This window comes from Stutzerimonas chloritidismutans (assembly GCF_051486945.1).
Classification (GTDB): domain Bacteria; phylum Pseudomonadota; class Gammaproteobacteria; order Pseudomonadales; family Pseudomonadaceae; genus Stutzerimonas; species Stutzerimonas chloritidismutans_B.
The window spans coordinates 222,156-247,623 of record NZ_JAHVDX010000002.1; the positions used below are offsets into that span (position 1 = coordinate 222,156).

Consider the following 25,468-nt stretch of genomic DNA (forward strand, 5'->3'; position numbering starts at 1 on the left):
CGTGCTGATACGCTGGTTTCGCCCTGCTGGGCGAGTCCCTTTTGGCAGTTGCCCCAAAAGGAACCAAAAGGTCTTGCCCCTGCATCCGGCCCTGCGCTTCGCTTCGGGTTCGTTCGCTCCATCGTTGCTTCAGGGGTCGGCTTACAAGGGCCATCCATGGCCCTTTAAGCCTCTCGCCGCATCCATGCGGCTCAACCCCTTACGCAACGATTCCGCTCACCCTTCTGATGGGGCCTTCGGTGTCGTCTGTTGGTCTGGAGAGATCATTATTGGGTGGGTTTCACAACGTAGGATGGGCGAAGCCCATCCTACGAGACGCGGGTTGCTTTGCTTCTTTACTGACAAGCGAACCATCAGACACAGCCGGACGCCCCATCAGGAGGCCGAATGGAATCGCTGCATAGAGGGGCGAGCGGCATGGATGCCGCGAGAGCCGTGAAGGGCCATGGATGGCCCTTGCGCGGCGACCCTCGGAGCAGCGATGGAATGAGGGAAGTCGAGCGAAGCGAGACCCGGATGCAGGGGCAAGCGTTTTTGCTTACTTTTTCCGCGTCTGGAAAAAGTGAGTCGCCCAGCAGGGCGAAACCGATGCTTCAACCAACTCCCAAACAGGCCTTACAACCAAAACGATCCAGCTCCTCAATTAGCCCCCCCCCAAAAAAAACCTGAGCCAATTCAACCCCCACCCCATTCATCCCACTGTCACATTCATCTGTTTCCGTGCCCTCACGCACTGGCGCGCACCTCGCCACGGAGACCCGATGAAATCCCTGCTCAAGCTCCACACACTCACCCTGCTCGGCCTCGCCTTCGCCGCTAACTTCGGCCTGCAGGTCTACCTGGCCACCGGCCAAATCAAGACCTTGGCCGAGATCAACTGGATGGACGTCGCCGGCGAAGGCGGCTCGGCGGTGCTCGCGCTGGTCTGGCTGATCCTCTTGCTGCATAGCCGCCCGGCTGGCCGCGTCACTCGGCTACTAACGCTTGGGCTGGCGTTCGTATTCTTCTCATGGTGGATGGACACGCTGGACGAATTCATTCATCTGCCAGAAAACGTCGTGTGGGATAACTGGTTGGAAACCGCACCAATGCCTATCGGCCTGGTTCTGCTGACGTTCGGCATCTTCCACCTCAATCAAGAACAGCGCGCCATTGCTCGGCAAATGAGCAAGCGAGAGAAGCTGTTTCGTGAACATCGACTATTCGACAAGCTGACGCCCTTGGGCGCAGCGGAATACCTGCGTCAGCAGCTCCAACATGCACTTGCCGAAGCGGCCGAACAGGCTCAGCCACTGTCGCTGGTCGTCGTGGATCTGGATGACTTCAGCGCCATCAACCAGCGTTACGGCCAGGCGGAGGGCGACGCGGTATTGCAGGCCGTGGCGCATCTGCTGCTGCTCAACCTGCGCCGTCAGGACCTGCTCTGCCGCCTGGCCGGGGACCGCTTCGTAGCGGTGCTGCCGAACACCGGGCAAGCCCAGGCGCAGCTGATCGCCAGGGAGCTCGAGCAGGCCGTCGCCAGCCTTGCCCATCGCACTGAACAGCACGGCGAGCGCTTGCATCTTCACGCCACTGCCGCCGCGGTCATGGCTATCGGCGACGACCCGGAGGGACTGCTCAAGCGACTCAACCTGGCACTCGCCAAAGCCAAGCCTCGCCTGCCGCATTGCGCCTGAGCTCATCCATGACCGCCTATGAGCGCGACACCCGCTTCATCGCCGCGCACCACCAGCCGGCGGTACTGATTGACCTCGCGCTATCACGCGGCATCGACAGCCATCAGCTGCTGCGTGGCAGTGGGTTGTTCTATGAGGACATTGCCACCGGCCGGGCGCGGGTCAGCCCGGCGCAGACGTTCGCGCTCATTGCCAACGCGCAACGACTGCTCGACGCCGACGACAGTGGGTTCCTCGTCGGCCAGGGCTTGCTGCCTGGGCATTACGGCGAAGTAAGCCACGCTCTGAGCCACTCGGCGTCGCTACTCCAGGCGCTGGATGTGCTGCAGGACTACCGCGCCTTACTGTCACCGCTGCTGACTCCACGCCTGTTGCAAGACGAGCGACAGGTACACCTCTACTGGACCGACAGCTGCGGCGCCGGTGAGCAGCTGCGCTTCATCACCGAGGCGAGCCTGACCGCGGTCGTTGCCCTGGGTCGGCGTTTCTCCGGTGTGCGACTGCCCTGGCGCTTTCGGCTGGCCTATGCACAGCCGCGGCACGTAGAACAGTACTGGGTTCATCTCGGTGAGGAGGTCACCTTCGACAGCCAAATGACGATGATGAGCTTGCCGCTGGACTATCTTCACCGGCCCTGGCCAAGCGCCTCGGCCACCGCCCGCCAGGTCGCATTGCAGGCAAGCCAGACGCAACTGGCCGCGTTAGGCGCGCCATGCAGCTTCATCGATCGGCTATATGACTATCTGGAAGCGAATATCCGCGAGCCGCTGAACCTGGAGCGCGTTGCCCACGCATTCGAGATGAGCCCGGCCTCCCTCAAGCGCAAGCTGCACAAGCACGGTACCGGGTTTCAGGATCAGCTGGACTTGGTACGCAAGCATGTCGCGCTGGTGCTCTACCAGATGAAGGGCTACAGCAACGAGGAAGTGGCGAGCTATCTGCGTTTCAACGACACCACCAACTTCCGCCGCTCGTTCAAGCGCTGGACGGGCTTGGCGCCGAGCGGCCTGCGGCAGCTGTTCGACTAGCCTCCGCGTGCCCGCGGGAGTGAGCCCCTCGGGCCGGCACGGTGTTCCCGGCCCGTCGCTAACGCATGATCAAACCACGCGTTCGAACCGGGCGTAGGGGTTGCTGCAGGGCAATCGGTAGCCGAGGAAGCTGACCTTGGGCTTGGCTTGCCCCTGCTGACGCAGAAAATCAGTCGATACCATGAAGTCGGTCAGCAGACGCCGCTCGAATTTGTCGACACGCACGTCGGTGTAGGCGCTGCCCAGCCCCGTCTCCTGGCGGATCTTGTACAGCCCCATCAACGCCGTGAGCTTTTCGGAACCGTAGTGCGTGGCCATGGCATCGACGAACTGCCGTTGGTTGTCCTCGTCCATGTCAAAGTCGCCAACCAGGCGGTGCAGTAGGTGCGGGATGAACACCTGGCGGTCTTCATAGACCCAGGCGCCAGCGCCTACCGCCACCAGCCCGAGGGTGGCTGCGGAGGACATCATGAAAGTGCGACGTTTCATCAAAGCGATCCTCAGCTGAACAGCAGGTTGGCGGCGCGTAGCGACAGGGCCGCGGCGGTGAGGCTGGGATTAGCAGGCGAGCAAGTCGGATAGGTCGCCGTGCCGACGACTACGAGGTTGCGCATACGATGGTGCAGCATGCCGCTGTCGACGACCGAGCCGTCATCCGCCTGCCCCATACGAAGCGTGCCCTGAACATGGGATTCGGTCAGGCGCCACTCGCGGAAGTGGATGGACTCCACCGGTAACGGCGACAGCAGCTTTTCCAGATTGTCGAGACCATACTGCACGCCCTTGAGGCCGTAGTCCGACTCACCGCGGTAGTCGATCACCGCGTCGCCTGTCTTGGGGTCTATGGTGACGCGGTTGTCCGGGTTTGGCAGGTCCTCGCTGACCAACATCAGTGGCAATAGCTGGTTCCAGCGACCGATTTCCGGCCGCAGGCCGTAGGGCCAGCGGTTTTCGAAATAGACCAGGCACGCCGAGTGATCCTTGCGGAACTCGCCGTCATACAACGCATAGTTGAGGCCGGTGGTGATCGTGCTGCCATCGAAGTTGCCGAGGCCGTCCAGATAGACCTCGACGTTGGCACCCACCTGCTCATGCAGGCCGCGCCCGGTATCGCCGTAGTCGATATCCGAACGCAGCAGGATCGCCGGGCTCTGAATGGCGTTGGCGCCCAACACGAACAGGTCGCCGGACACCTTGAACTCGCCGTCAGCGCTGCGAATGGTTGCGGCCTTGATCACGTTGCCTTCGTACTCGAGCGTTCTCACCTCGGTCTTTAGCAGAACGTCGACCTTGGGATCGCTGAACAGGTGCGGCAGGCCATTCTGTGCGGTGAACTTGGCGTTCACCGGGCACAGGTTGCAGCTGGCATTGGCGCAGCACACGCCGCGCGTACCGGTCGCTACACGCGCGCGCCCGGTCGGCATGATGAAGTGGCGATCAGGCATCGCTTCCTTCATCAACATGTCGATCGAGGAGCCCTTGTGCGGAGGCTGCGGAAACGGCTGGCTGCGTGGCAGTACCTGCGCCATGTCGGGGTCACCTGCAATCGACATGATCTGCTCGGCCTGGCAGTAGAAGGGTTCGAGCTCGTCGTAGCTGATCGGCCAGTCGTTGGCCACGCCATAGCGCGTCTTGGTGGCAAAGTCGCTGGGGTGCAGTCGGGGAGTCTGCGAATACCAGCAGTTCATGCCTCCGCCGAGCGCGATAGTGGTGTTCCACGGCTTCTCACCGCGGTTGTTGTACGTCGATTCGGGCAGGATCATTGAGCTCGCCTGGTTCTGGATTTGCCAATCCCAGGGGTGAAAATCGCCCCATTCGATGATCAGGGCACGACCGCTGATATGCTTCAGCGCCTCGTTTAGAAAAAAACTGGAGCCAAACCCAGAACCGATCACGACTAGCTCGTAGTGTTCCTTGGCTATGTCCCTTGCGCTTACGCGGTTGATTTCCACGCTCTACTTCCCTCTACAGCTTCATCAATACTCGAGCTGTCATACCACCTGAAAAGGTCAGGGATATGTCCGCTGCGTAGCGCGTTGGTCGCCCCGAGCGGGCCGTCGACCAGTTGTACGAGACCACAGCGGCCGGCTTGAGTTCCGTCAAAGCGTGCCGCAACGATGCACTTAGCCCGTTTTGGGTGGCATGACTCGGTGCAGAGTCCCTGCACCGCTTTCGAAAGCGCTGATGTTGGCAAGGGTGGTGTCGGCGATGTTGGTCAGCGCCTCGGCCGTAAAGAAGGCCTGGTGCCCAGTAATTAACACATTCGGAAAAGTGGTCAGGCGCATGAAGAGGTCGTCCGCGATGACACGCTGCGAGAGGTCCTGAAAAAACAGCTGCTCCTCTTCTTCGTAGACATCCAGCCCGAGGCGCCCGATCTTGCCGCTTTTCAGCCCATCGATGACCGCCCGGGTATCGACGACCCTGCCCCGCCCCGAGTTGATCAGCATGACGCCGTCCTTCATCCGAGCAATGGCTTCCGCATCGATGAGGTGATCGGTCTCGGGCGTCAGCGGGCAGTGCAGCGAGACGATGTCCGCTTCGGCGAGCAGTCGCTCCAGCGAGACGTATTCGACGAACGCCTTGGCGTCGGGGTTCGGCAAAGGGTCGCTCGCCACTATGCGGCAACCGAAGCCATGCATGATGTCGGCGAAGATCAGGCCGATCTGGCCGGTGCCGACCACGCCGACTGTCTTGCCATGCAGGTCGAAGCCAAGGAGTCCGTCGAGCGAAAAGTTGCCCTCCCGAACGCGGTTGTAGGCGCGGTGCGTCATTCGGTTGAGACTCAGCACCAGTGCCACCGCATGTTCGGCCACGGCGTGTGGGGAGTACGCCGGTACCCGTGCGACCGTGATACCCAGTCGCTGCGCCTCGGGCAGGTCGACATTGTTGAAGCCGGCAGAGCGGAGCGCGACGAGCCGAATCCCACGCATCTGCAGCAGGCGCAGCACCTCGGTATCGACGCGGTCGTTGACGAAGGCGCAGACGGCATCGAATCCCTCCGCAAGGGGCGCGGTTTCGGCCGTCAGCCGTGCATCGAGGTACGTCAATTCATGCCGATGACGTTCGTTGGCGCGGTCGAGGAATATCCGGTCGTAGGGCTTCGTACTGAAGACGGCAACACGCATGTCTGATCCCCGCGCAAACGTTCATGGCTGGACGATGGTCCGTCGAGCCCTTCGCAGCAGACTTCAGCCAAGACGCGCGGTTCCTGCCGACAGCGTCACACGCTTCGGCGCACCGCCTGGCTCGAACCGGCAACGACACGCAGGGGTCCGATTTGGTGTCACGTCTTCCACCAATGAGGTGTTCCATGACCTGCACGCAAATAACTGCCGCCCTATTTTCCGGCCTGCTGACAACCGCAGCCGTTGCTGAACAGCTCGTCCCCACCGAGAAACCGGCCGAGCAGCAGTCCACACAATCTGCAGATGAGCATGACGGGGCGCACGGCTATCAGAACCCGGAAGGGAGCGATCCGGACCCGCGCATGAGTGAGCATCCCAACAGCGAGACTGAAGAAACCGAAAAAGGCGACACGCAGCACGACGACCAGAAGCCGTAGCGAGTCAAAGGTTGGCGTTGATCCACTCGCGCACCTTGCGGCGGTCACGGCGCGAAATGAGCTGTTCCGTCAGAGGGCTCTCAGGGATCAGCGCGCATTCCGGGTCGCTCAAGTTGCCGAGGCGAAACCGTCGCGTGATCCCGAGAGGATGCCGTTCAGACCCATAGAAGGCTGCCGCCCGCACTTCCATCGCGTGGAAGGTCCAGTCGCCGGTCGGGCAAAGACCCTTCAGCTCGATTCCATGCACCTCGCAGGCCTGCCGCAACATGCCTTGAAAGGTGCCGATATGAACGAAGTCGCCCGTGCGTAGCGGGCCCTGGTGGGTGATCTGATTGATGGCCAGGTCAGGCGTGGCGTCGTCTTCGATACCGTGGCGGATATCGGTGACATCTACTTCCAACGGACCTTTGGAGGTGTGAATCAGCACCATCAACTGGTTGATGAACACCGGCTCGGCGCTCATGTTGGAAATCAGGCAGAGCGACCCGAGCCCTTTGCCCGCGCCGCGATTGATGATGAGACTGGGCTTGCGCTGGCGCTTGAAGTTGAGCAGCAGCAGCTGGGCATAAAACAACCACACCAACAGCGTGCAGGCACTGATCGCCAGGGAGATGAGTTGATGGTTTCGTTCAAGCCATTCGATCATTGAGAGCCCTCAAGGGTTGCCGAACAGCTAGGACCGCACCTGTTTGCCAGCGTGCCGCCCGCCGGGCAGTTTCAGCCCGAGCGCCACGCGCCAGGCGATCAGAACGAGGCGATTTTCCGTATGACGACGGGCTTCTCGCCCTGCTCCGAAGCGCCCTGCTGCTGGCCTGTCGGCAGAGTACGCAGGGCCTTGCGCATAAAATAGATGCTGAAGAACAACGTCGTCGCCAAGCCCACCAGCAGCATCGCCGTACCCATGATCATCACCTGCCAAATTCGAGGAAGCCGAATGATGGCATAACGACACTTCATTGGGTATCCGCCCGCCCGTAGAGCGACCGTCGGCGCCCTCATCGAGACTGCTCAGCGACCGTGGTAGCGTGAGCGCCCCTCTTCAATCAGGAAAGACCCATGCGCTGCCATGCTGTGCAAAGGCTGCTGAGCCTTACCGCCCTTTTGTCTATAAGCGCCATCGCGGCGAGCCCGCTTTCGGCAGCGACTTCGACGATCGATAGTGCGGTGCAAGCAGTCATGCGCACACATGGAATTCCCGGCATGGTCGTTGCGATCGCACAAGGTAAAGACGCGCAAATCCACGCCTACGGTGTCGCCTCGAAGCAGACGAGGCAGCCTGTCGATCCGGATACCCTGTTCGAGCTCGGCTCTGTCAGCAAGACGCTGACGGCGACCCTCGCCGCCCTGGCCGAAGTACGCGGCACGCTGGCGCTGGACGACTCACCGAGCCGACACTTGCCAGCGCTTGCCGGCAGTGCGCTCGATGGCGTGACGCTCCGTCACCTGGCAACGCACACGGCCGGCGGGTTCCCGCTGCAGCTGCCCGGGCAAGTCCACGAACCGAAGCAGTTGACCGCGTATTTCCGCGATTGGACACCCAGTTACCCCGCCGGCACGCAGCGCACCTATGCCAACCCGAGCATTGGCCTGCTTGGCCTCACGACCGCGAAAAGCCTTGGCCAACCCTATGCCAGCGCACTCTCCGGCATGCTGTCGGAGCTTGGCATGACCCACACCTACCTCGACGTGCCTACCAGCGCAGCCGACCGCTACGCCCAGGGCTACAACCGCGACGACCAGCCCGTCCGCCTAAACCCTGCACCGCTGGCCAATGAGGCCTACGGCTTGAAGTCATCCGCCAGGGACATGCTGCGCTTCGTCCAGGTCCAGCTCGGCGCCGTTAACGTCACTGATGAACTTCGCCAGGCCATGGCAACTACCCGAACCGGCTATTACCAGGTCGGCCCCATGACGCAAGGTTTGGTCTGGGAGCAGTACGGCTACCCAACCGCACTGCAACCGCTATTGGAGGGCAACAGCAGCCAGATGGCGCTTGAATCCCATCCCGCTACGGCCATCGAGCCGCCACTGGCACCGCAAGCGGACGCGTGGATTAACAAGACCGGTTCCACCAATGGCTTCGGCGCCTATCTGGCCTTCATCCCGGCCCGACAACTGGGATCGTTATCCTGGCCAACCGGTTCTACCCGAACGAGGCGCGGGTCCGGCTTGCGTATGAGATTCTCGAAACGCTCGACTGACCAAAGCTGAAACCACCGCGCGTGCAGATCATGCAGTGCGGCCAGAAACGCAAAAGCCCCGCGACACGCGAGGTGTTGCGGGGCTTTTCAATAATGGCGGAGAGATAGGGATTTGAACCCTAGGTACCCGCGAGGGTACAACGGATTTCGAATCCGTCCCGTTCGGCCACTCCGGCATCTCTCCAGCGGCGCGCATCATAGCAGCTCGGACGCGTTTGTCGAACCCCGGCTGCGCGCTTTTTTCACGATTTTCAGGCTGTTGCGTTTAACCAATCTGATTGCCGCAGCGGATCAGGCAGTTAGCCGGGTTAGCGCCTCACGGTATTTATCTGCCGTTTTCTGCGCGACCTCTGCCGGCACCGGCGGCGCAGGCGGCTCCTTGTTCCAGCCGGTCGACTCGAGCCAGTCGCGCACGAACTGCTTGTCGAAACTCGGCGGATTGGTGCCGACGCGGTAGCTATCGGCGGGCCAGAAGCGGCTGGAGTCCGGGGTCAATGCCTCGTCCATCAACGTCAAGGTGCCGGTCTCGTCTAATCCGAATTCGAATTTAGTATCCGCAATGATGATGCCGCGCGTGGCCGCGTATTCAACCGCCTTGCTGTACAGTGCGATCGAGGTGTCACGGACCTGCGCCGCCAGCTCCTTGCCGATGATGGCTTCGCATTGTTCGAAGGAGATGTTCTCGTCGTGGTCGCCGACGGCGGCCTTGGTCGAGGGGGTGAAGATCGGCTGCGGCAGCTTGGCTGCTTCCTGCAGGCCTTTCGGCAGAGCGATGCCGCACACGGTGCCGCTCCTTTGATACTCCTTCCAGCCGGAGCCGACCAGGTAGCCGCGCACGATGGCTTCTACGGCAACGGGTTTCAGGCGCTTGGCAACTACGGCACGCCCTTCGACCAGAGGCAACTCGGCAGCCGGGACGACGTCTTCGACACGGTCACCGGTGAAATGGTTGGGCACCACGTCGGCCAGCTTGGCGAACCAGAAATTGGAGATCGCAGTGAGGATCTTGCCTTTCTCCGGGATCGGCTCGTCAAGGATCACATCGAACGCCGAGAGGCGATCAGTAGCGACCATCAGCATGCGCTTGTCGTCGATTTCGTAGAGGTCACGGACCTTGCCGGAGTAAATCTTCTTCAGGCTGAGGGCGTTAGCGGTAGTCATGGTGGTCTCGCGTCTGGCGAACCCTGAGGCCGCCAGTGCGGCTGTCGGGCCTGTCGTTAAACAAAACAGGCGAAACCGGATGGCTTCGCCTGGATTGGTCTCGCGTTTGGTCCGGCCTTAGCCGAGATTGTCCCGCAGCAGCGTAAGCACGCGACGTGCGACGTCCTCAGGCGCGACCGTGTTGAGGTCCTTGTCCAGCGACACCTGGACCCCGTCGGCGACGGAGGTCAACCGAACCTGGTAGCGCTCGGCACGCGCCTCGATCTCTTCGCGATCTGGCGCCGTGCCGAACAGCCGGGCAAAGAAGCCCGGCTTGTCATCCGGCTTGGCTGCCCCTTCGGACAGGTTGATGTAATAGACGCCGAGGCTGCGGTCCAAATCCTCGACCAGGATGTCACTGGCACTCAGTGCACGACCGACGCTCGACCAGGCACGATTGAAGTCGGTATCGAGCTGCAGCACGGGGCTGCCGCTGCCCGCTTCGCTAAGGGTTACACGGCTGGGCGCATCGAATTCGCGCTCGGCCAGCAAGGAGGTCGAGCCACCCTGGTCCGCGCGGCTGACCAGGGCAGTCTGCAACTCGTCGAGCAGGACACGGTCCAGTTCGGCGTTGGCGGTGCGCTCAGGCCAGGCCACATCGGCGCTGCTGTCTGCCGGACGCTGGACGGTCAGCAGCGACACTTCGCTGGTCTGGCGCTGCACGCCCGGCTCGATCCTGACGCGAACGCGCGTCTGGCCTTGCCCAAGCCCCAGGTTGCGCACGAGACCTGGCGAGAGTTGGTCGCGCGTCTGCCAGGCCGTGACGAACTCGCCAGTCTGCGGACGCTCCTCCTCGATCTGGAAGCCATTATCGGTGAAGAACTGGCGAACCGCCGTCCAGGTCTCGGATGGGGAACGCAGCGCAACCAGCCAACGCGCATCCTCGGACGTCTGCAGGCTGAAATCGCTGGCGGTCTCGGCAACGATCAGGCGCTGCGGACGGGGCACTTCGTAATCTTCGCTGGCCCGGCTGTCGGCCACCTGTTGCGGGATCGGCAGCAAGGGTTCGATTGGGCGCAGGTTGGCGTCAGACGGCACCTGCATCGGCGGCACCTGCTGCGCCTGCAGGTAGTCGCTCCCACGGTCACGGAAATATCCGTCGTCACCCCATAGCCAGCCGCAACCGCTGGTGGTGGAGATGATCAGGGTAAGAGTGGAGAGTCCGGCCAGTCGCTTCATGCGTGTTCCTTCATTGTTAAACCGGTACACCGGAGGTCGTTCAGGCCAGCACACCAGACTGGCGCATGGCCTGGCGCAGCGGCTCCTGGCAATGCTGGCTGAGCCAGGTCAATGGCAGGCGGATGCCCTCGGGCATTAGACCCATCTCATGCAGAGCCCACTTGACCGGAATCGGGTTGGCCTCGATGAACAAGGTCTGGTGAAGCGGCATCAGCAAAGCATTGATTGCCCGTGCCTTGTCAGCGTCACCGGCGATCGCGGCGGCGCACAATTCGCTCATCGCACGCGGTGCGACATTGGCGGTGACGGAAATATTGCCTTTGCCACCCATGAGCATAAGTTCGACCGCGGTGGCGTCGTCACCGGAATAGACGAGGAAATCCTGACCGACCCGGTCGAGCACTTCGCGTCCGCGCTTGAGGTCGCCAGTCGCTTCCTTGATGCCGATGATATTGGGCACCTTCGATAGGCGCTCGACCGTCTCGGGCAGCATGTCGCATGCGGTGCGGCCAGGCACGTTATAAAGAATCTGGGGAATGGCGACAGCTTCGGCGACGTGCCGGAAATGCTGGTACAGCCCTTCCTGGGTCGGCTTGTTGTAGTACGGCGTGACCAGCAGGCAGGCGTCTGCACCAGCGGCCTTGGCATTCTCGGTCAGCTCCACCGCCTCGCGGGTCGAATTGGCGCCCGTGCCGGCGATGACGGGGATACGGCCATTGACCTGATCCACTACACGACGGATCACCTCGATATGCTCGGGCACCTCGAGCGTTGCGGACTCGCCAGTGGTCCCGACGGCAACGATTGCGTTAGTACCTTCCTGTAGATGGAAGTCGACCAGTTTGGCCAGGCTCTCCCAATCGAGATCGCCTTGCGCATCCATGGGAGTGACAAGCGCCACCATACTGCCCGCGATCATGCAACCACTCCTGCCGGAAAAAGAGACGCGTAATGGTACAAGGCTCCATTGCGCTTTGCGAGTACGCTGGATGCATCCGCAGCGACGACTGGCGGGAGGCGAATCACGCCGCAGCCTGGCGGACGCGCATTCCTTCGCGAGGCGCTTTCCGCTACTCTTAGCCGTTTTCGGCTTGGCTGGCCGCCCGATTCATCTTTGCCAGGAACGCTGCATGTCCCTCCCCCCCGTACCCCGCGAACAGTTTCTCGTCATCAGCGCCTTGGGCAAAAGCCCGATGGAGCTCACCAATGTGCTCTGCAAAGCCAGTCACGAGAACCGCTGCGCCGTGGTCAGCACTCGCCTGACCCGTCATGGCGAGTGCAGCGCCCTCGTGCTTGAGATCACCGGCACCTGGGACGCGCTTGCACGGATGGAGGCCGCCTTGCCCGGCCTGGCGAAGAAACATGACTTCGTCCCTACCGTGGTGCGTAGCGAATCGCTGGAAACCCGCCCGCAGGCGCTGCCCTATGTCGCCTACGTCAGTTCCGTGTACCGCCCGGACATCCTCAACGAGCTCTGCCAGTTCTTCATCGATCACCGTGTCGAACTGGAGAACCTCACGTGCGATACCTACCAGGCGCCGCAGACTGGCGGAACCATGCTCAACGCGACCCTGACCCTGACCCTGCCTGCCGGCACCCAGATCAGCTGGCTTCGCGACCAGTTCCTGGATTTCGCCGATGCACTGAACCTGGACGCCCTGATCGAGCCTTGGCGTCCGCAGAACCCCTGAGAAGGAACCACGCCCATGGCCGTTGAGATCGACCAACCCATCCCCCCGTTCGTGGCCCAAGCTACCAGCGAGACGCAGGTGACGCGCGAAAGCCTGAACGGCAAACAGACGGTCCTCTACTTCTACCCGAAGGACAATACACCAGGCTGCACCACCCAAGGCCAAGGCTTCCGGGACCTGCATGACGCGTTCCTGGCTGCCAACACCCAGGTGTTCGGCGTCTCCCGAGACAGCCTGAAGACGCACGAGAACTTCAAAGCCAAGCAAGCTTTCCCCTTCGAACTCATCAGTGACAAGGACGAAGCGCTCTGCCAGCTGTTCGACGTGATCAAGCTGAAGAAGCTCTACGGGAAGGAATACCTCGGCGTCGACCGCAGCACCTTCCTGATCGACGAAACCGGCGTGCTTCGCCAGGCGTGGCGCGGCGTGAAGGTGCCTGGCCACGTCGAAGCCGTGCTGCAGGCCGCCCAGGCACTCAGCCAGCGTTGATCCGGCCCGCCCCGCCGCGCTCATCAGGCTCGGCGGGGCTTGCGTCACGGCCGACTCTTCAACCCACCTCTTCTACGATGGGCGGCGCAACAGTCTTGCGGGGCCATGCGTAGAGTACGGCCTTGAACAGGGTCGCCAGCGGGATGGCAAAGAACACGCCCCAGAACCCCCACAGCCCGCCAAATAGCAACACCGCGCAAATGATTGCCACGGGGTGCAGATTCACGGCCTCAGAGAACAACAGTGGCACCAGCACATTGCCGTCGAGCGCCTGGATGATGGCGTAGGCCACCATCAGATAGATGAACTGGTCACCCACGCCCCACTGGAACAGACCGATCAACGCGATCGGTATGGTGACCAGCGTCGCGCCGATGTAAGGCACCACAACCGAAACGCCCACCAACAATGCAAGCAGCGCGGCGTAGTTCAGCTCTAACGCCGCGAACACGACGTAGGACACCGCACCGCAGATCAGGATCTCAATCGCCTTGCCGCGAATGTAATTGGCAATCTGCAGGTTCATTTCCTGCGACACCTGGGTGATCAGTGTGCGTTCGCGAGGCAGATAGCCGCTGAGCCAATCACTGATCTGCTGCCGGTCTTTAAGAAAGAAGAACACCAGGATCGGCACCAGGATGAGGTAGATCAGCAAACTGATCAGCAGCGGCAGACTCGACAACGAGGACGTCAATACGACCTGGCCGTAACGGCCGATTTCGCCGCGCATGAAGTCGATGCCGCGCAAGACCTGCTCCTCGGTAAGCAGCTGCGGATACCGCTCTGGCAGCAGGAGCAGCAACGATTGCCACTCGACCAGCATGCGCGGCAGCTCGTTGAACAACGTCAGCACCTGCTGCCAGACCAACGGCACCAGGAACAGCAAGCACACCGTAAGCGCGCCCACGAACATGAGAAATACCAGCCAGACAGCAATCAGGTGAGGCACCCGCTTGCGCTCGAGCGCGCCGACCAGTCCTTGCATGAGATAAGCCAGCACCAGCCCGGCAATTACCGGCGCGAGCATCCTGCCGAGCGTCAGAACGATGGCAAAGGCCACCACCAACAGAACGGCAGGAACGACAGCTTCTTCATCGGAAAAATAGCGATGGACCCAGCCACGCAACACGTTGAGCATCGTTCGTCCTTAATCGCCTTCAGGCTTTGCGCAGCCAGTAGCGAAATACGCCATTGACCAGCTCTTCGTGTACCAAAGCATGTCCAGCCAACTTGGCAAAGCTGCGGAAGTCGCGCTGCGAGCCCGGATCGGTCGCGGTCACCTTGAGCACATTGCCACTGGCGAGTTGGTTGAGCGCGAGCTTGGCCTTGAGCAACGGCATCGGGCACTCCAGGCCGGTCGCATCGAGCTCGGCATCGCAGGCAGGCCCTTTGGGTTGTGCGTCGTTCATCGTCGCCTCCTTGAAAGCCCGACAGGATACCGAGCCGCGCCCGACTCTGGCCAGTTACCCGAGCACAAGGCTACAGTAGCGATCCCGCCTCGATGAGCCAGTCTGGATGAAATTGCTGCGCCCTACCCTGCTGACATTGGCTTGCCTGCTCGGCCAGCCGGCCATGGCCAACGACCTTCCCTCACTGGGTGATTCCAGTTCCGGCATCGTCTCGCCAGAACAGGAACATCAGTTAGGCCGCGCCTGGCTGAGCCTGCTGCGTGGTCAGGTGCCGCAGCTCTCCGACCCGCAGCTCAAGGATTTTCTCGAGCGCAGCGTGTACCGGCTGGCCGAAACCAGCCAGCTGCAAGATCGCCGTCTGGAGTTCGTGCTGCTCGACAGCAAGGAGCTGAACGCATTCGCCGCGCCGGGCGGCATCATCGGCGTAAACGGCGGGCTCTTCCTGCACGCACAGACGGAGGCTGAGTACGCCTCCGTCCTGGCTCACGAACTGGCCCACCTATCGCAACGCCACTTCGCGCGAGGGCTTGAAGCACAGAAACGCATGCAACTGCCACTGATGGCCGCCATGCTAGCCGGAGTGGTCGCGGCCGCAGCCGGTGCGGGGGATGCCGGCATCGCCGCGATCGTGTCGAGCCAGGCAGCTGCCATCCAGGCGCAGCGTCGCTTCTCTCGCCAGAACGAGCAGGAGGCGGACCGCATTGGCATCCTCAACCTCGAGCGTGCCGGTTACGACCCGCGCGCCATGCCGGACATGTTCAGTCGCCTGATGCGCCAGTATCGCTACGATCAGAAGCCGCCGGAATTCCTGCTGACCCACCCGGTCACCGAATCCCGTATTGCCGATACCCGCAACCGCGCTGAGCAATATGCCAACAACGGCGTCGAAGATAGCCTGCGCTACCAGCTCATGCGCGCCCGAACCGACCTCAAGTTCGAGAACACGCCAGGCGTGAGCGCCAAGCGCTTCCGCGCCATGCTCAATGACGACGGGACCCTAGATGCGGCACGCTATGGCCTGGCCCTGGCTCAGATCAAAAGCGGCCAACTGGAAGACGCCGGAGCCAATCTGCAGACGCTACTCGCCAAGGAGCCGGACGAGGCCGCCTACAACCTCGCGCAGATCGAACTCGATATCACTGCAAACCGGCTGGCGGCCGCGCGCCAGCGCACGCAGCGCCTGCTAGAGCTGTACCCGGGAAGCTACCCGGTGCGCCAGACGCATATCGATCTACTCATGAAGGAAGGCAAGCAACAGGACGCCGAGCGCGAACTCGACAGGCTCGTCGAAGCACGACCGAAAGACCCGGATATCTGGTATCAGGTGGCGGAGATCCGCGGCCTGACCGGCAATATCGTCGGGCTTCACGAGGGGCGCGCCGAGTACTTCGCGCTGGTTGGCGACTACGACCAAGCCATTGAACAACTGGATTTCGCCAAGCGCCGCTCGAGCAACTTCCAGACGGCCGCACGCATCGATGCACGTCAGCAGCAGCTGATGGAAGAGAAGCGCATGGTTGAGGAAATGCTGCGCTAAGGCTTGAGGTCTTCCGGGGCCAAGCGCCTGGCCCACGGTCCCGTCAGGCGTTGCCTGCTTGCTTCAGGCGTGCCGCCTGGGTGAAATCCAACATTCGCTTGAGCGGCCGCACTGCGCGCGGGATCAGCGCCGGATCGACGAAAATTTCGTCCTTACCCCTACGCAGGCACTCCAGAATACGCTCCAACGTATTCATCGCCATCCATGGGCAATGCGCGCAGCTACGGCAAGTCGCCCCGCTGCCTGCGGTCGGCGCCTCGATGAACTGCTTGTCCGGGCACAACTGCTGCATTTTGTAGAAGATGCCTCGGTCAGTCGCCACGATGAAACTTGGATTGGGCAGCGTCTGCGCCGCTTTGATCAACTGGCTCGTAGAACCCACCGCATCGGCCAGCGCGATCACCGCCTCGGGTGACTCGGGATGCACCAGAACGGCTGCATCCGGATACAGCACCTTCATATCCTCGAGCTGTTTGGCCTTGAACTCTTCGTGAACGATGCAGGCCCCGTCCCAGAGCAGCATGTCGGCGCCCGTTTCACGCTGTACGTAGCTGCCTAGGTGCCTGTCCGGTGCCCAGATGATTTTCTCGCCGTTGTCCATCAGGCTTTCGACAATTTCAAGCGCGCAGCTGGACGTCACCACCCAATCGGCGCGCGCTTTCACAGCCGCTGAGGTATTGGCGTAGACCACCACCGTCCGCTCTGGATGCTGATCGCAAAAACGGGAAAACTCCTCCGCCGGGCAGCCGAGGTCTAACGAACAGGTTGCCTCCAACGTGGGCATCAACACGCGCTTCTCGGGGTTCAGGATCTTGGCCGTTTCCCCCATGAACCTGACGCCCGCGACGAGCACCGTCTGCGCAGAATGCTCATTGCCGAAGCGCGCCATTTCCAGCGAATCGGAAACACATCCGCCCGTTTCTTCAGCCAGCGCCTGGATGACCGGGTCCGTGTAGTAATGCGCGACGAGCACTGCGTTCTGCTTTTTCAGCTCGACCGCGATGTCGCGACGCAGCTGCGCTTCCTGTTCGGGCGACAACGGCTGCGGCTGCTTCGCGGCCAGATGGGCCTGTACGAGAACACGTTCGGGTATCTGCGTCATGTCGCGATTTCCTGCAAGCACACGTGATGCGTGGTCGCCGACTGTGCTACTGAGGCAGCCTGTCGGACGTTGCGAAAGGAAGGACCGAGCAAAGGACGAACGCCCGCCCGGCCGATTCAAGGGGACGGAATACTAGCCGAAGCGTTCGGGCGTTGGGAAGCAGGCAAGAAACGAGGGCAACTGACGCCCTGAAAGGAAAAAGCCCGCCGGTTTGCGCCGGCGGGCTCTGGATCACTTGCCCTTGAGCATGTGACCGCGCTCTTCGAGGTTGGTGTGCCAGTCCATCGCATCATGCAGCAGATGCGGCGTCTGCCCACCCTTCTTGCACGCCGCTTCGAAGTAGGCGTTGAGTGCGTCGCGGTAGGACGGATGCACGCAATTGTCGATGATCACGCGAGCACGCTCACGCGGCGCCAGGCCACGCAGGTCTGCCAAACCCTGCTCGGTCACCAGGATGCTGACGTCGTGCTCGGTATGATCGACGTGGGCGACCATCGGAACGACACTAGAAATCGCGCCACCCTTGGCGATCGATTTGGTCACGAAGATAGCCATGTGTGCGTTACGGGCGAAGTCACCCGAACCGCCGATGCCATTCATCATCTTGGTGCCGCCGACGTGCGTGGAATTCACGTTGCCGTAAATGTCGAACTCGAGGGCAGTGTTGATACCAATGATGCCGATACGGCGGACCAGCTCCGGATGATTGGAGATTTCCTGCGGGCGCAGTACCAGCTTGTCCTTGTATTTCTCAAGGTTGCCGAAGACGCGGTCGTTGCAGCGCTGCGACAGGGTAATGGAGCAACCCGAAGCGAAGACCATCTTGCCGGCGTCGATCAGCTCGAAGGTGGAGTCCTGTAGCACTTCGGAATACATCACCAGGTTCTCGAACGGCGAGTCGATCAGACCGCACATCACGGCGTTGGCGATGTTACCGATACCAGCCTGCAGCGGACCAAGGCTATTGCTCAGGCGGCCGGCATCGACTTCCTTCTTGAAGAAATGGATCAGGTGGTTGGCAATTGCCTGGGTTTCGTCGTCCGGCGGCGTGACGGTCGAGTAGGAATCCGGCTGATCGGTGATGACGATCGCGGCGATCTTGGCCGGATCCACCGGAATGGCACCGACACCGATACGGTCGTCGACTTTCATCAGCGGGATTGGCTGACGGTTCGGGCGCTCGCCCGGAATGTAGATGTCGTGCAACCCTTCCAGGTTCGGGTTGTGAGCCAGGTTCAGCTCGACAATGACCTTGTCGGCGAACAACGCGAGGTTAGCCGAGTTACCCACTGACGTAGTCGGGACGATATGCCCCTGCTCGGTGATCGCAACCGCTTCAATGATGGCCAGGTCCGGCTTCTTGATCTGGTGGTTGCGCATCTGCTCGACGGTATGCGACAGGTGCTGATCGATAAACATGACCTCACCCTGGTTGATCGCCTTGCGCAGTGAGGCGTCCGCCTGGAACGGCATGCGGCGGGCGAGCAGCCCGGCCTCGGCCATCATGCCGTCGAGATCGTTACCAAGGCTGGCGCCGGTGATGAGACTGATTTTCAGCGGATTGTCCTTGGCGCGCTTGATCAGCGCCATCGGGACTGCCTTGGCTTCGCCGGCACGGGTGAACCCGCTCATGCCGACGGTCATGCCGTCGAGTACATGGGTAGCAGCCTCGTCGGCGCTCATGACCTTGCTATGCAGGGAGGACAAGCGGATGCGATCAGAATACATTTGAGCCTCGAACCACGGTGAAATCGGAAGGTCGCAGTCTAGTACGTTTACCCGTGCGCGGGTCACATACCAAGGTCGTAGACAAACAGGCCTTGATCGGACTGGCATCTATTCGTATTCCTGACTACGAACCTACAGACGCAAAAAAGCCGGACAACCTTGCGGCCTCCGGCTTTCCTTCCCCGTAGGGATTGTTCTGGTGGGTCGTGTAGGATTCGAACCTACGACCAATTGGTTAAAAGCCAACTGCTCTACCAACTGAGCTAACGACCCGATGCGGGGCGCATGATACTGATTTGATTGAGTAATTCAACTCTTTTTTGAAATTAGGCGTAGCGTGTTGGATCCGCCAGCCCAGCTTCGGAGAAGCCTATGGCACGCAGGCGGCAGCTGTCGCATTTACCGCAGGCGCGGCCATCGTCATCTGCCTGATAACACGACACGGTCATCCCATAGTTGACGCCCAGGCGCGTACCCGCCTGCACAATTTCAGCCTTGCTCATATTTTGTAACGGCGCGCGGATACGGAACCCCTGCCCTTCCACTCCCTCCCGGGTGGCGAGATTGGCAAGCCGCTCGAACGCCTCGACGAATTCGGGGCGGCAATCGGGATAGCCGGAATAGTCGACAGCGTTGACGCCGATGAAGATATCCTGCGCACCCAGCACCTCAGCCCAGCCTAGCGCGAGCGAAAGGAATACCGTGTTGCGCGCCGGCACGTACGTCACCGGAATCCCTTCTTCCACCTGTTCTGGTACCGCAATCGAGGTGTCAGTAAGCGCGGAGCCACCGATACCGTTGAGGTTCATGCCAATCACCTTGTGCTCGACGACGCCCAACTGCTGGGCAACTCGCTCGGCAGCCTGCAGCTCGGCACGGTGGCGCTGGCCGTAATCGAAACTCATGGTGTAGCAGGCGTAACCCTCGGCTCGCGCCATCGCGACGACGGTGGCCGAATCAAGTCCACCAGAGAGCAGGATGACCGCTTTCTTTTCGTTCATTGTCTACCTCGTCGAATATCGATAACGGTCGGGCGGTTGGCGCAGACGTCAACGCCCACGCGCATCATTCCAAAGCACTTTGTGCAGCTGAAGCTGCAGCCTGACCGGCAGGTTGTCCTGCACGATCCAGTCAGCGAGATCACGTGCATCGACCTGACCGTGGCTCGGCGAGAACAACACCTCGCTGGCCCGCGCTTGCAGCCCGTACTCGATCAGCTTGGAAACAGACCAGTCGTAATCATCGCGAGAGCAGATTACGAACTTGACCTGATCATTGGGCGTCAGCAGCGCAATGTTTTCGTAGCGGTTGCGATGCGCTTCTGCTGACCCCGGAGTCTTCAGGTCTACCACGCGACTCACTCGAACATCCGCAACTGCTATGTCCAGCGCCCCACTGGTTTCAAGCGACACCTCGTAGCCGGCATCGCACAAGCGGCGCAACAATTCAGCGCAATTCGGCTGCGCGAGCGGCTCGCCGCCCGTTACGCAGACGTAGCGGGGATTGTAAGACGCGACCCGCTCGAGGATCGCATCGATAGCAATCAGCTCCCCGCCACTAAAGGCGTAGGCCGTATCGCAATACTGACAGCGCAGGGGACAGCCGGTTAGGCGAACGAACACGGTGGGAAGGCCACTGGTGCGCGTCTCCCCCTGCAGCGAGTAGAAAATCTCGGATATTCGCAGGGTTGGGTACATATCAGCCACGGGCGTGACGGCTAAACAGGCCATCCGCCTCCGTTGCGGGAAAGGGGGCGCGATTTTAACGAAAAAACCCGCCGAGGGGCGGGTTTTATTCAAAAACTAGACTGGCTGATCAGCGATTAAGTTGACGCTGGGCCAATTGGGCCGCCGAACTATTGGGGTAGTCTGCAATCACCTGACGAAGAATGCCGCTGGCCTTGTCACGATTACCCAATCGGAGCTCGACGTCCGCCAGCTTGTACAGCGAGTCAGGCACCTTATTGTGTTGAGGATAGGTCTGACTGACACGGGCGAACGCTTGGCCAGCAGCCGGCAAGTCACCCTTCGCCAAGTTAACCTCACCCAGCCAATACTGCGCATTGCCCGCATAAGGGCTGCTCGGGTACTTGCGAAGAAACGCGGCAAAGGCCTGGCTGGCCTTGTCGAAATCCTTGGCCTTGATCAGATCGAACGCCGCATCGTAGTAAAGCTTTTCCTTTTCCGGGTCAGCAGATTCGCTTGAACCCGTACCTTGGGCCGCAGCATCGCTCGATGTCTGCGCGCCACTACCGGCAGCACTACCGGCAGATGAAACATTCTGGCCGGAACCTCCACCTGTCGACAAACCCGACAAGCGACTGTCCAGATCCTGATAACGCTCCAGCCCTTCCTGCTTGAGGCGCTGAATCTCGTTTTCCTGCACTTCCAGCATGCCGCGCAGTTGCGCGATCTCTTCCTGCATCTGCTGCAGTTGCACGAAGAGCATCCCCTGCGCCGAAGACGGAGCAACCGCTCCGCCCCCAGCGTAGGCACCGCCATTATCCGCCCCGGAAGCGTAACCCGACGAGGAGCCAGCAGAAGGCTGCGAGTCGTATTCCACAACCGGAGCCTGGGCTGCCGCAACGAGCGGCAAACCAAGGGCCAGAATCAGCAGATGATGACGATGCTTGAGCATGGCTATTACTTACGCAGCTCTACGCGACGGTTCTGGGCCCACGACTGCTCGTCGTTACCCATGGCGACCGGACGCTCTTCACCGTAGGAAACCAGTTCCAGCTGAGCGGGCGATACGCCCTGCAGAACCAGGTAACGCTGTACGGCCTTGGAGCGGCGCTCACCCAGAGCCATGTTGTACTCGCGAGTACCACGCTCATCGGTGTGGCCTTCCAGAACGACACGGTTACCAGCGGACTTCAGATCCTTGGCATGAACATCCAGCGCGCGCATGGCTTCCGGCTTCAGGTCGGAACTGTCGTACTCGAAATAGAAGGTGGTGATGGCACGCAGAGCGGCTTCTTCGCTCATGCTGCCGTCAACGGCACCGCTGTCAGCGCCGTAACCGGCATTCGGATCCACGGCGGTGGAGCCTTCGCCGGAATCGTCGCCGCCCTTGGACGAACAACCAACAGCCACGGCCATAGCCAGAGCCAGCGCAGCGAACTTACCGAATTTCAGCATTTCCATGTGTAACAACCCCAGGTGTGTTTTTGGTTAAGTAAAGCGTTGATACCGCATCAGTTCAGGTAAGGGGACCACGATGGCTCACGGACTTCGCCTTGAGCAGTAGGAAGCGGGAGCCTAACTCGACCATTGATGGATACGAGCATCAAGACTCCCCGGCCCTGCTGGCGGGTCGCGTAGATTAGCATGGTGCCATTAGGCGCAACAGTGGGCGACTCATCTAAACTGGTGTCCGACAGCAGCCTCAGATTGCCACGCTGAAGATCCTGGGCAGCGACCTTGAAGTTGGTGTAGCCCTCCTGACGATGGATCATCACAAGAGTCTTTTCATCGGCCGATAGTTTCGGGTTGGCGTTGTAGTTGCCGACGAACGTGACACGCTCGGCATTGTTACTGCCCAGCCGCTGCTTGTAGATCTGCGGCTTGCCAGCACGGTCGGAGGTGAAATAGATCGTCTGCCCGTCCGCGCCCCAGAACGGCTCGGTATCGATGGCATAGTGGTTGGTCAGACGCTGAAGCTGTCGTGATCCCAGGTCCATGACATAGACTTCCGGATTGCCATCCTTCGAGAGCACGAACGCAAGGCGGTTGCCATCTGGAGAGAACGCTGGCGCCCCGTTCAAACCTTCGAAGTTGGTGATTTGCTCGCGCCGACCGGTGTCGACGTGCTGAATGAAAATGCGCGGGCGTTTCTGCTCGAACGACACATAGGCAATACGGCGCCCATCGGGCGAGTACCGCGGCGACAGGATCGGCTCGCGCGATTGCAACAGTGTCACTGCGCGAGCACCATCGTAATCAGATCGCTGGAGCGTATAACGGGTGTTGGCGCCACCTAGGCGTTCGGCGGTGACGTAAAGCAGCCGCGTGGAAAAGGCCCCCTTGATGCCGGTGAGCTTTTCGAAAGACTGATCGGCGGCGTAATGCGCCATGTCACGAAGCTGGTCGGGGCTGCCGCCGACACTGCCGTTCATGACTTGCTGTTCGGTGTTGACGTTGAACACCTCATAGCGAACCTGCAGCTTGCCGCCAGAAGGCTCGATGTTCCCAACCATGACGTACTGCGCACCGAGCGCCTTCCAGTCACGAAAAATGATCTCACTGCCGCGGGTCGGCAAACTGATCATGTTCTGTTTCGGTACCGGTTGGAAAATACCCGTGTTGCGCATGTCGTTGCCGATGATTTCGGCCATGTCGTCCGGCAGGACGCTTCCGCCTTGCCAGCCGAACGGCACGACAGCGATCGGGATTGCGCGGTCGGAGCCGCTGGTAACTACGATGTTCTTTTCCTGCGCAGACGCGGTACCCAGCGCGAACGCAAGTAGAACGACGAAACTTCGAAGGTAATTGATCACAACGCAAGATCCTCAGGCGTGAATGTCATCGTGAACGAGCGGTAAGGCTGAAATTCCTGCGGAGAGAGCCCCTGCATTTCAGTCAGCCGACCGATGTTCTTCACCGCGGCAACCGCGGAATTATCGAACGGAGCATCGCCACTGGAGCGGGATACGCTCACGGCGGTAATCGTACCGTCCGGTAGCATGTTCACTCGCAGCGATACCGACATGTTGTTACGTGCCGATGGCGGGCGCGTCCACCCCTCGGCAGCGCGCATGCGAATCAGGTCGTCGAAATCGCCAGCAACCTGGTCGCCCTGAGTATCGGCCATGGCCTGTTGCCGCTGGGTATCCTCGGACAGCAGCTCGGCAAGCGCCTGAGCCTTCTTGTCCTCGGCGGCCTTGCGTGCTGCTTCGGCGGCTGCTTTTTTCTTCGCTTCGCCAGCCGCTTTCTTCTTGGCTGCCTCGGCTGCGGCTTTCTTCTTAGCTTCCTCCGCCGCTTTTTTCTTCGCGGCTTCGGCGGCAGCCTTTTTCTTAGCCTCTTCCTCGGCCTTCTTTTTCGCGTCTTCCGCCTTCTTCTTAGCGATATCGGCTTGCTTCTTCTGCTCAGCCGCCTTCAGGTCTGCGGCTTTCTTGGCGTCTTCAGCCTTTTTCGCTTCGGCCGCCTTTTCCGCCTGCGCTTTGGCCGCTTCGGCCTTTCGAGCCTCATCTGCCTTCTTTTGTTCCGCGGCCTTGGCAGCCGCCTGCCGCTGTTGCTCGACCTTGCGCTGCTCCATCTGCTCGGTTTCGTATTGCTTGGCAGAAGTCTTCTGCGCCTCGCCAGCAATTTTCTGGTTCGTCTGGGTCTTGGCCTGGCTTTGCGACTTAAGCTGGTAAAGCGTGGCTTGGACGATCGGCTTCGACGGAGGTAGCTCCGGAGTCATGGCGAAGCTGACGAACAGCATGCCAAAAATGATGACATGCAACCCGACCGCCAGGATGGTCGGCCAGTAATAGCTCTCAGAGCGCGAACGTTCCAGCTGCTGCATCAAGGCGCCTCGGTGATCAGACCGACGTTACCGACACCCGCTTCCTGCAGCCCACCCATGGCCGCCATCACCGAGCCGTAATCAACCGCCTTGTCTCCGCGTACGAACACCTGGACCTGCTGCCCCTGGCTGCGGTTCTGGTTCATGATCGCGGTTACTGCCTTGGTCATCTCATCGAGCGTCAGAGCCTTGTCCTGAACCGTATCGGTGTCGACCTCACTGCCGATGTTCCAGTAGTAGCTCTTGTCGGCCTTGATCGAGATGGTCAGCACGCGCGAGTTGTTGTCCTGTGGAAGCGCCTCACTGCTGACCTTCGGCAGATCGACCTTGACCCCCTGGTTGAGCATTGGCGCGGTCACCATAAAGATGACGAGCAGGACTAACATCACGTCGATGTAAGGCACCACGTTCATCTCGGCGACGGGCTTGCGTCTGTTGCGAATTCTTGCCATGGCCAGCGGGCCTCAATCTTCGGTGGTGTGTACTTTGCGATGCAGGATCGCCTGGAACTCGTCAGCGAAGGTGTAGTAACGCCCGATCAGCAGCTCGCCGCGCGCCGAGAAACGGTTGTAGGCAATGACCGCTGGAATCGCTGCGAACAGGCCAATCGCGGTGGCAATCAAGGCCTCAGCAATACCCGGCGCAACGGTTGCGAGGGTCGCCTGCTGGACCTGCGCTAACCCACGGAAGGAGTTCATGATGCCCCATACGGTGCCGAACAGGCCGATATAGGGACTGGTCGAGCCGACGGTGGCAAGGAACGGAAGGCTCTGCTCAAGCTTTTCTTCCTCTCGAGAAATCGCGACCCGCATGGCGCGGTTGACACCATCCATCACCGCGTCTGGATCTACGCCCTGCTGCTGGCGCAGGCGGGAAAACTCCTTGAAGCCAGCACGAAAGATCTGCTCGACGCCGGAGTCCGGGTCCGGGTTGCTGCCGGCCTGACGATAAAGCTTGGACAGGTCGATGCCAGACCAGAAACGTTCCTCGAACGCGTCCAGTGCACGCTTCGCGGCACGCAGCATGTTGGTGCGCTGGAAAATCAGGATCCATGAAGTCACCGAGGCGCCCACCAGGATCAACATCACCAGTTGCACCACGAAACTGGCGTTACTGATAAGGCTCCACATGGACATGTGATCGACGTTGGCTTCCACG

27 protein-coding genes and 2 tRNA genes are annotated in these 25,468 nt (G+C 60.9%); 7 read left to right on the forward strand and 22 right to left on the reverse strand.

Annotated features, from left to right (window positions below; all coding sequences use genetic code 11):
• The first annotated feature begins 761 nt into the window (after nt 1-761).
• The gene (locus tag KXR72_RS08035; RefSeq protein ID WP_437420586.1) at nt 762-1,676 is read left to right on the forward strand and encodes a GGDEF domain-containing protein; all 915 of its coding nucleotides are present in this window, start codon (nt 762-764) and stop codon (nt 1,674-1,676) included.
• Nucleotides 1,677-1,684: 8 nt separating this feature from the next.
• A complete protein-coding gene (locus tag KXR72_RS08040; protein ID WP_437420587.1) occupies nt 1,685-2,704 on the forward strand; it encodes an AraC family transcriptional regulator ligand-binding domain-containing protein in 1,020 nt (339 codons plus the stop codon).
• Nucleotides 2,705-2,773: 69 nt separating this feature from the next.
• Here KXR72_RS08040 and KXR72_RS08045 read toward each other — a convergent pair whose 3' ends face one another.
• From KXR72_RS08045 to KXR72_RS08055, 3 genes are all read right to left on the reverse strand, one after another.
• The gene (locus KXR72_RS08045; protein WP_437420588.1) at nt 2,774-3,193 is read right to left on the reverse strand and encodes a hypothetical protein; all 420 of its coding nucleotides are present in this window, start codon (nt 3,191-3,193) and stop codon (nt 2,774-2,776) included.
• An 11-nt stretch (nt 3,194-3,204) separates the two neighbouring features.
• The gene (locus KXR72_RS08050; RefSeq protein ID WP_437420589.1) at nt 3,205-4,656 is read right to left on the reverse strand and encodes a GMC oxidoreductase; all 1,452 of its coding nucleotides are present in this window, start codon (nt 4,654-4,656) and stop codon (nt 3,205-3,207) included.
• 171 nt (nt 4,657-4,827) lie between these two features.
• On the reverse strand, nt 4,828-5,829 hold the full coding sequence (locus tag KXR72_RS08055) for a 2-hydroxyacid dehydrogenase (protein WP_437420590.1): 1,002 nt from the start codon (nt 5,827-5,829) through the stop codon (nt 4,828-4,830).
• Between the two features lie 185 nt (nt 5,830-6,014).
• On the opposite strand from KXR72_RS08055, the gene KXR72_RS08060 reads away from it, so the two are divergent.
• Nucleotides 6,015-6,266: a hypothetical protein gene (locus KXR72_RS08060; RefSeq protein ID WP_437420591.1), complete on the forward strand. Its 252-nt coding sequence runs from the start codon at nt 6,015-6,017 to the stop codon at nt 6,264-6,266.
• A gap of 4 nt (nt 6,267-6,270) precedes the next feature.
• Here KXR72_RS08060 and KXR72_RS08065 read toward each other — a convergent pair whose 3' ends face one another.
• Both KXR72_RS08065 and KXR72_RS08070 read right to left on the reverse strand, forming a co-directional pair.
• On the reverse strand, nt 6,271-6,912 hold the full coding sequence (locus KXR72_RS08065; protein WP_437420592.1) for a hypothetical protein: 642 nt from the start codon (nt 6,910-6,912) through the stop codon (nt 6,271-6,273).
• A gap of 98 nt (nt 6,913-7,010) precedes the next feature.
• Nucleotides 7,011-7,169: a hypothetical protein gene (locus tag KXR72_RS08070; RefSeq protein ID WP_437420593.1), complete on the reverse strand. Its 159-nt coding sequence runs from the start codon at nt 7,167-7,169 to the stop codon at nt 7,011-7,013.
• Nucleotides 7,170-7,442: 273 nt separating this feature from the next.
• Here KXR72_RS08070 and ampC point away from each other — a divergent pair, with 273 nt between their 5' ends.
• Entirely contained in the window at nt 7,443-8,477 is a 1,035-nt protein-coding gene (gene ampC, locus KXR72_RS08075) for a class C beta-lactamase (protein WP_437420594.1), read from the forward strand.
• Between the two features lie 84 nt (nt 8,478-8,561).
• Here ampC and KXR72_RS08080 read toward each other — a convergent pair.
• The 4 genes from KXR72_RS08080 to dapA all read right to left on the reverse strand — a co-directional run bounded on the left by KXR72_RS08080 (nt 8,562) and on the right by dapA (nt 11,765).
• Nucleotides 8,562-8,651: transfer RNA gene (locus KXR72_RS08080), tRNA-Ser, on the reverse strand.
• 107 nt (nt 8,652-8,758) lie between these two features.
• A complete protein-coding gene (locus tag KXR72_RS08085; protein WP_437420595.1) occupies nt 8,759-9,628 on the reverse strand; it encodes a phosphoribosylaminoimidazolesuccinocarboxamide synthase in 870 nt (289 codons plus the stop codon).
• A 117-nt stretch (nt 9,629-9,745) separates the two neighbouring features.
• The gene (gene bamC / locus KXR72_RS08090; RefSeq protein ID WP_437420596.1) at nt 9,746-10,846 is read right to left on the reverse strand and encodes an outer membrane protein assembly factor BamC; all 1,101 of its coding nucleotides are present in this window, start codon (nt 10,844-10,846) and stop codon (nt 9,746-9,748) included.
• Between the two features lie 40 nt (nt 10,847-10,886).
• Nucleotides 10,887-11,765: a 4-hydroxy-tetrahydrodipicolinate synthase gene (gene dapA, locus KXR72_RS08095; RefSeq protein ID WP_437420597.1), complete on the reverse strand. Its 879-nt coding sequence runs from the start codon at nt 11,763-11,765 to the stop codon at nt 10,887-10,889.
• A 211-nt stretch (nt 11,766-11,976) separates the two neighbouring features.
• On the opposite strand from dapA, the gene KXR72_RS08100 reads away from it, so the two are divergent.
• Complete coding sequence (locus KXR72_RS08100) at nt 11,977-12,537, forward strand: glycine cleavage system protein R (protein ID WP_437420598.1); 561 nt, start codon at nt 11,977-11,979, stop codon at nt 12,535-12,537.
• A 15-nt stretch (nt 12,538-12,552) separates the two neighbouring features.
• The gene (locus KXR72_RS08105) at nt 12,553-13,026 is read left to right on the forward strand and encodes a peroxiredoxin (RefSeq protein WP_437420599.1); all 474 of its coding nucleotides are present in this window, start codon (nt 12,553-12,555) and stop codon (nt 13,024-13,026) included.
• A gap of 58 nt (nt 13,027-13,084) precedes the next feature.
• On the opposite strand, the gene KXR72_RS08110 is transcribed toward KXR72_RS08105, so the two are convergent.
• Both KXR72_RS08110 and KXR72_RS08115 read right to left on the reverse strand, forming a co-directional pair.
• Nucleotides 13,085-14,164, reverse strand: coding sequence for an AI-2E family transporter (locus tag KXR72_RS08110; protein WP_437420600.1), 1,080 nt, complete (start codon nt 14,162-14,164; stop codon nt 13,085-13,087).
• A gap of 19 nt (nt 14,165-14,183) precedes the next feature.
• Nucleotides 14,184-14,435: a sulfurtransferase TusA family protein gene (locus tag KXR72_RS08115; protein ID WP_437420601.1), complete on the reverse strand. Its 252-nt coding sequence runs from the start codon at nt 14,433-14,435 to the stop codon at nt 14,184-14,186.
• A gap of 106 nt (nt 14,436-14,541) precedes the next feature.
• Here KXR72_RS08115 and KXR72_RS08120 point away from each other — a divergent pair, with 106 nt between their 5' ends.
• Nucleotides 14,542-15,972, forward strand: coding sequence for a M48 family metalloprotease (locus KXR72_RS08120; RefSeq protein ID WP_437420602.1), 1,431 nt, complete (start codon nt 14,542-14,544; stop codon nt 15,970-15,972).
• Nucleotides 15,973-16,015: 43 nt separating this feature from the next.
• On the opposite strand, the gene nadA is transcribed toward KXR72_RS08120, so the two are convergent.
• The 11 genes from nadA to tolQ all read right to left on the reverse strand — a co-directional run bounded on the left by nadA (nt 16,016) and on the right by tolQ (nt 25,467).
• A complete protein-coding gene (nadA, locus tag KXR72_RS08125; protein WP_437420603.1) occupies nt 16,016-17,074 on the reverse strand; it encodes a quinolinate synthase NadA in 1,059 nt (352 codons plus the stop codon).
• Nucleotides 17,075-17,305: 231 nt separating this feature from the next.
• On the reverse strand, nt 17,306-18,802 hold the full coding sequence (locus tag KXR72_RS08130) for an acetyl-CoA hydrolase/transferase family protein (RefSeq protein ID WP_437420604.1): 1,497 nt from the start codon (nt 18,800-18,802) through the stop codon (nt 17,306-17,308).
• 197 nt (nt 18,803-18,999) lie between these two features.
• A tRNA-Lys gene (locus tag KXR72_RS08135) sits at nt 19,000-19,075 on the reverse strand.
• Between the two features lie 53 nt (nt 19,076-19,128).
• Entirely contained in the window at nt 19,129-19,803 is a 675-nt protein-coding gene (gene queC, locus KXR72_RS08140; protein ID WP_437420605.1) for a 7-cyano-7-deazaguanine synthase QueC, read from the reverse strand.
• A gap of 48 nt (nt 19,804-19,851) precedes the next feature.
• Entirely contained in the window at nt 19,852-20,499 is a 648-nt protein-coding gene (gene queE / locus KXR72_RS08145; protein WP_437421322.1) for a 7-carboxy-7-deazaguanine synthase QueE, read from the reverse strand.
• Nucleotides 20,500-20,617: 118 nt separating this feature from the next.
• Nucleotides 20,618-21,439 carry a tol-pal system protein YbgF gene (gene ybgF, locus KXR72_RS08150; protein ID WP_437420606.1) on the reverse strand — a complete coding sequence of 274 codons (822 nt, stop codon included), beginning with the start codon at nt 21,437-21,439 and terminating at the stop codon, nt 20,618-20,620.
• A 5-nt stretch (nt 21,440-21,444) separates the two neighbouring features.
• On the reverse strand, nt 21,445-21,948 hold the full coding sequence (gene pal, locus KXR72_RS08155; protein WP_243604819.1) for a peptidoglycan-associated lipoprotein Pal: 504 nt from the start codon (nt 21,946-21,948) through the stop codon (nt 21,445-21,447).
• A 50-nt stretch (nt 21,949-21,998) separates the two neighbouring features.
• The gene (tolB, locus tag KXR72_RS08160) at nt 21,999-23,300 is read right to left on the reverse strand and encodes a Tol-Pal system beta propeller repeat protein TolB (protein ID WP_437420607.1); all 1,302 of its coding nucleotides are present in this window, start codon (nt 23,298-23,300) and stop codon (nt 21,999-22,001) included.
• Complete coding sequence (gene tolA, locus KXR72_RS08165; RefSeq protein WP_437420608.1) at nt 23,297-24,310, reverse strand: cell envelope integrity protein TolA; 1,014 nt, start codon at nt 24,308-24,310, stop codon at nt 23,297-23,299. The genes tolB and tolA overlap by 4 nt, the downstream gene beginning before the upstream one ends.
• Nucleotides 24,310-24,762, reverse strand: coding sequence for a protein TolR (gene tolR / locus KXR72_RS08170; protein ID WP_437420609.1), 453 nt, complete (start codon nt 24,760-24,762; stop codon nt 24,310-24,312). The genes tolA and tolR overlap by 1 nt, the downstream gene beginning before the upstream one ends.
• 12 nt (nt 24,763-24,774) lie before the next feature.
• Nucleotides 24,775-25,467: a protein TolQ gene (gene tolQ, locus KXR72_RS08175; RefSeq protein WP_437420610.1), complete on the reverse strand. Its 693-nt coding sequence runs from the start codon at nt 25,465-25,467 to the stop codon at nt 24,775-24,777.
• Between the last annotated feature and the right edge of the window lies 1 nt (nt 25,468).

Bases quoted from the DNA above. Each gene is read 5' to 3' on its own strand.
- KXR72_RS08035 (WP_437420586.1), top strand. From the start codon at position 762: ATGAAATCCCTGCTCAAGCTCCACACACTCACCCTGCTCGGCCTCGCC.
- KXR72_RS08040 (WP_437420587.1), top strand. From the start codon at position 1,685: ATGACCGCCTATGAGCGCGACACCCGCTTCATCGCCGCGCACCACCAG.
- KXR72_RS08045 (WP_437420588.1), bottom strand. From the start codon at position 3,193: ATGAAACGTCGCACTTTCATGATGTCCTCCGCAGCCACCCTCGGGCTG.
- KXR72_RS08055 (WP_437420590.1), bottom strand. From the start codon at position 5,829: ATGCGTGTTGCCGTCTTCAGTACGAAGCCCTACGACCGGATATTCCTC.
- KXR72_RS08060 (WP_437420591.1), top strand. From the start codon at position 6,015: ATGACCTGCACGCAAATAACTGCCGCCCTATTTTCCGGCCTGCTGACA.
- KXR72_RS08065 (WP_437420592.1), bottom strand. From the start codon at position 6,912: ATGATCGAATGGCTTGAACGAAACCATCAACTCATCTCCCTGGCGATC.
- KXR72_RS08070 (WP_437420593.1), bottom strand. From the start codon at position 7,169: ATGGGTACGGCGATGCTGCTGGTGGGCTTGGCGACGACGTTGTTCTTC.
- ampC (WP_437420594.1), top strand. From the start codon at position 7,443: ATGCGCACACATGGAATTCCCGGCATGGTCGTTGCGATCGCACAAGGT.
- KXR72_RS08085 (WP_437420595.1), bottom strand. From the start codon at position 9,628: ATGACTACCGCTAACGCCCTCAGCCTGAAGAAGATTTACTCCGGCAAG.
- bamC (WP_437420596.1), bottom strand. From the start codon at position 10,846: ATGAAGCGACTGGCCGGACTCTCCACTCTTACCCTGATCATCTCCACC.
- dapA (WP_437420597.1), bottom strand. From the start codon at position 11,765: ATGATCGCGGGCAGTATGGTGGCGCTTGTCACTCCCATGGATGCGCAA.
- KXR72_RS08100 (WP_437420598.1), top strand. From the start codon at position 11,977: ATGTCCCTCCCCCCCGTACCCCGCGAACAGTTTCTCGTCATCAGCGCC.
- KXR72_RS08105 (WP_437420599.1), top strand. From the start codon at position 12,553: ATGGCCGTTGAGATCGACCAACCCATCCCCCCGTTCGTGGCCCAAGCT.
- KXR72_RS08110 (WP_437420600.1), bottom strand. From the start codon at position 14,164: ATGCTCAACGTGTTGCGTGGCTGGGTCCATCGCTATTTTTCCGATGAA.
- KXR72_RS08115 (WP_437420601.1), bottom strand. From the start codon at position 14,435: ATGAACGACGCACAACCCAAAGGGCCTGCCTGCGATGCCGAGCTCGAT.
- KXR72_RS08120 (WP_437420602.1), top strand. From the start codon at position 14,542: ATGAAATTGCTGCGCCCTACCCTGCTGACATTGGCTTGCCTGCTCGGC.
- nadA (WP_437420603.1), bottom strand. From the start codon at position 17,074: ATGACGCAGATACCCGAACGTGTTCTCGTACAGGCCCATCTGGCCGCG.
- KXR72_RS08130 (WP_437420604.1), bottom strand. From the start codon at position 18,802: ATGTATTCTGATCGCATCCGCTTGTCCTCCCTGCATAGCAAGGTCATG.
- queC (WP_437420605.1), bottom strand. From the start codon at position 19,803: ATGAACGAAAAGAAAGCGGTCATCCTGCTCTCTGGTGGACTTGATTCG.
- queE (WP_437421322.1), bottom strand. From the start codon at position 20,499: ATGTACCCAACCCTGCGAATATCCGAGATTTTCTACTCGCTGCAGGGG.
- ybgF (WP_437420606.1), bottom strand. From the start codon at position 21,439: ATGCTCAAGCATCGTCATCATCTGCTGATTCTGGCCCTTGGTTTGCCG.
- pal (WP_243604819.1), bottom strand. From the start codon at position 21,948: ATGGAAATGCTGAAATTCGGTAAGTTCGCTGCGCTGGCTCTGGCTATG.
- tolA (WP_437420608.1), bottom strand. From the start codon at position 24,310: ATGCAGCAGCTGGAACGTTCGCGCTCTGAGAGCTATTACTGGCCGACC.
- tolR (WP_437420609.1), bottom strand. From the start codon at position 24,762: ATGGCAAGAATTCGCAACAGACGCAAGCCCGTCGCCGAGATGAACGTG.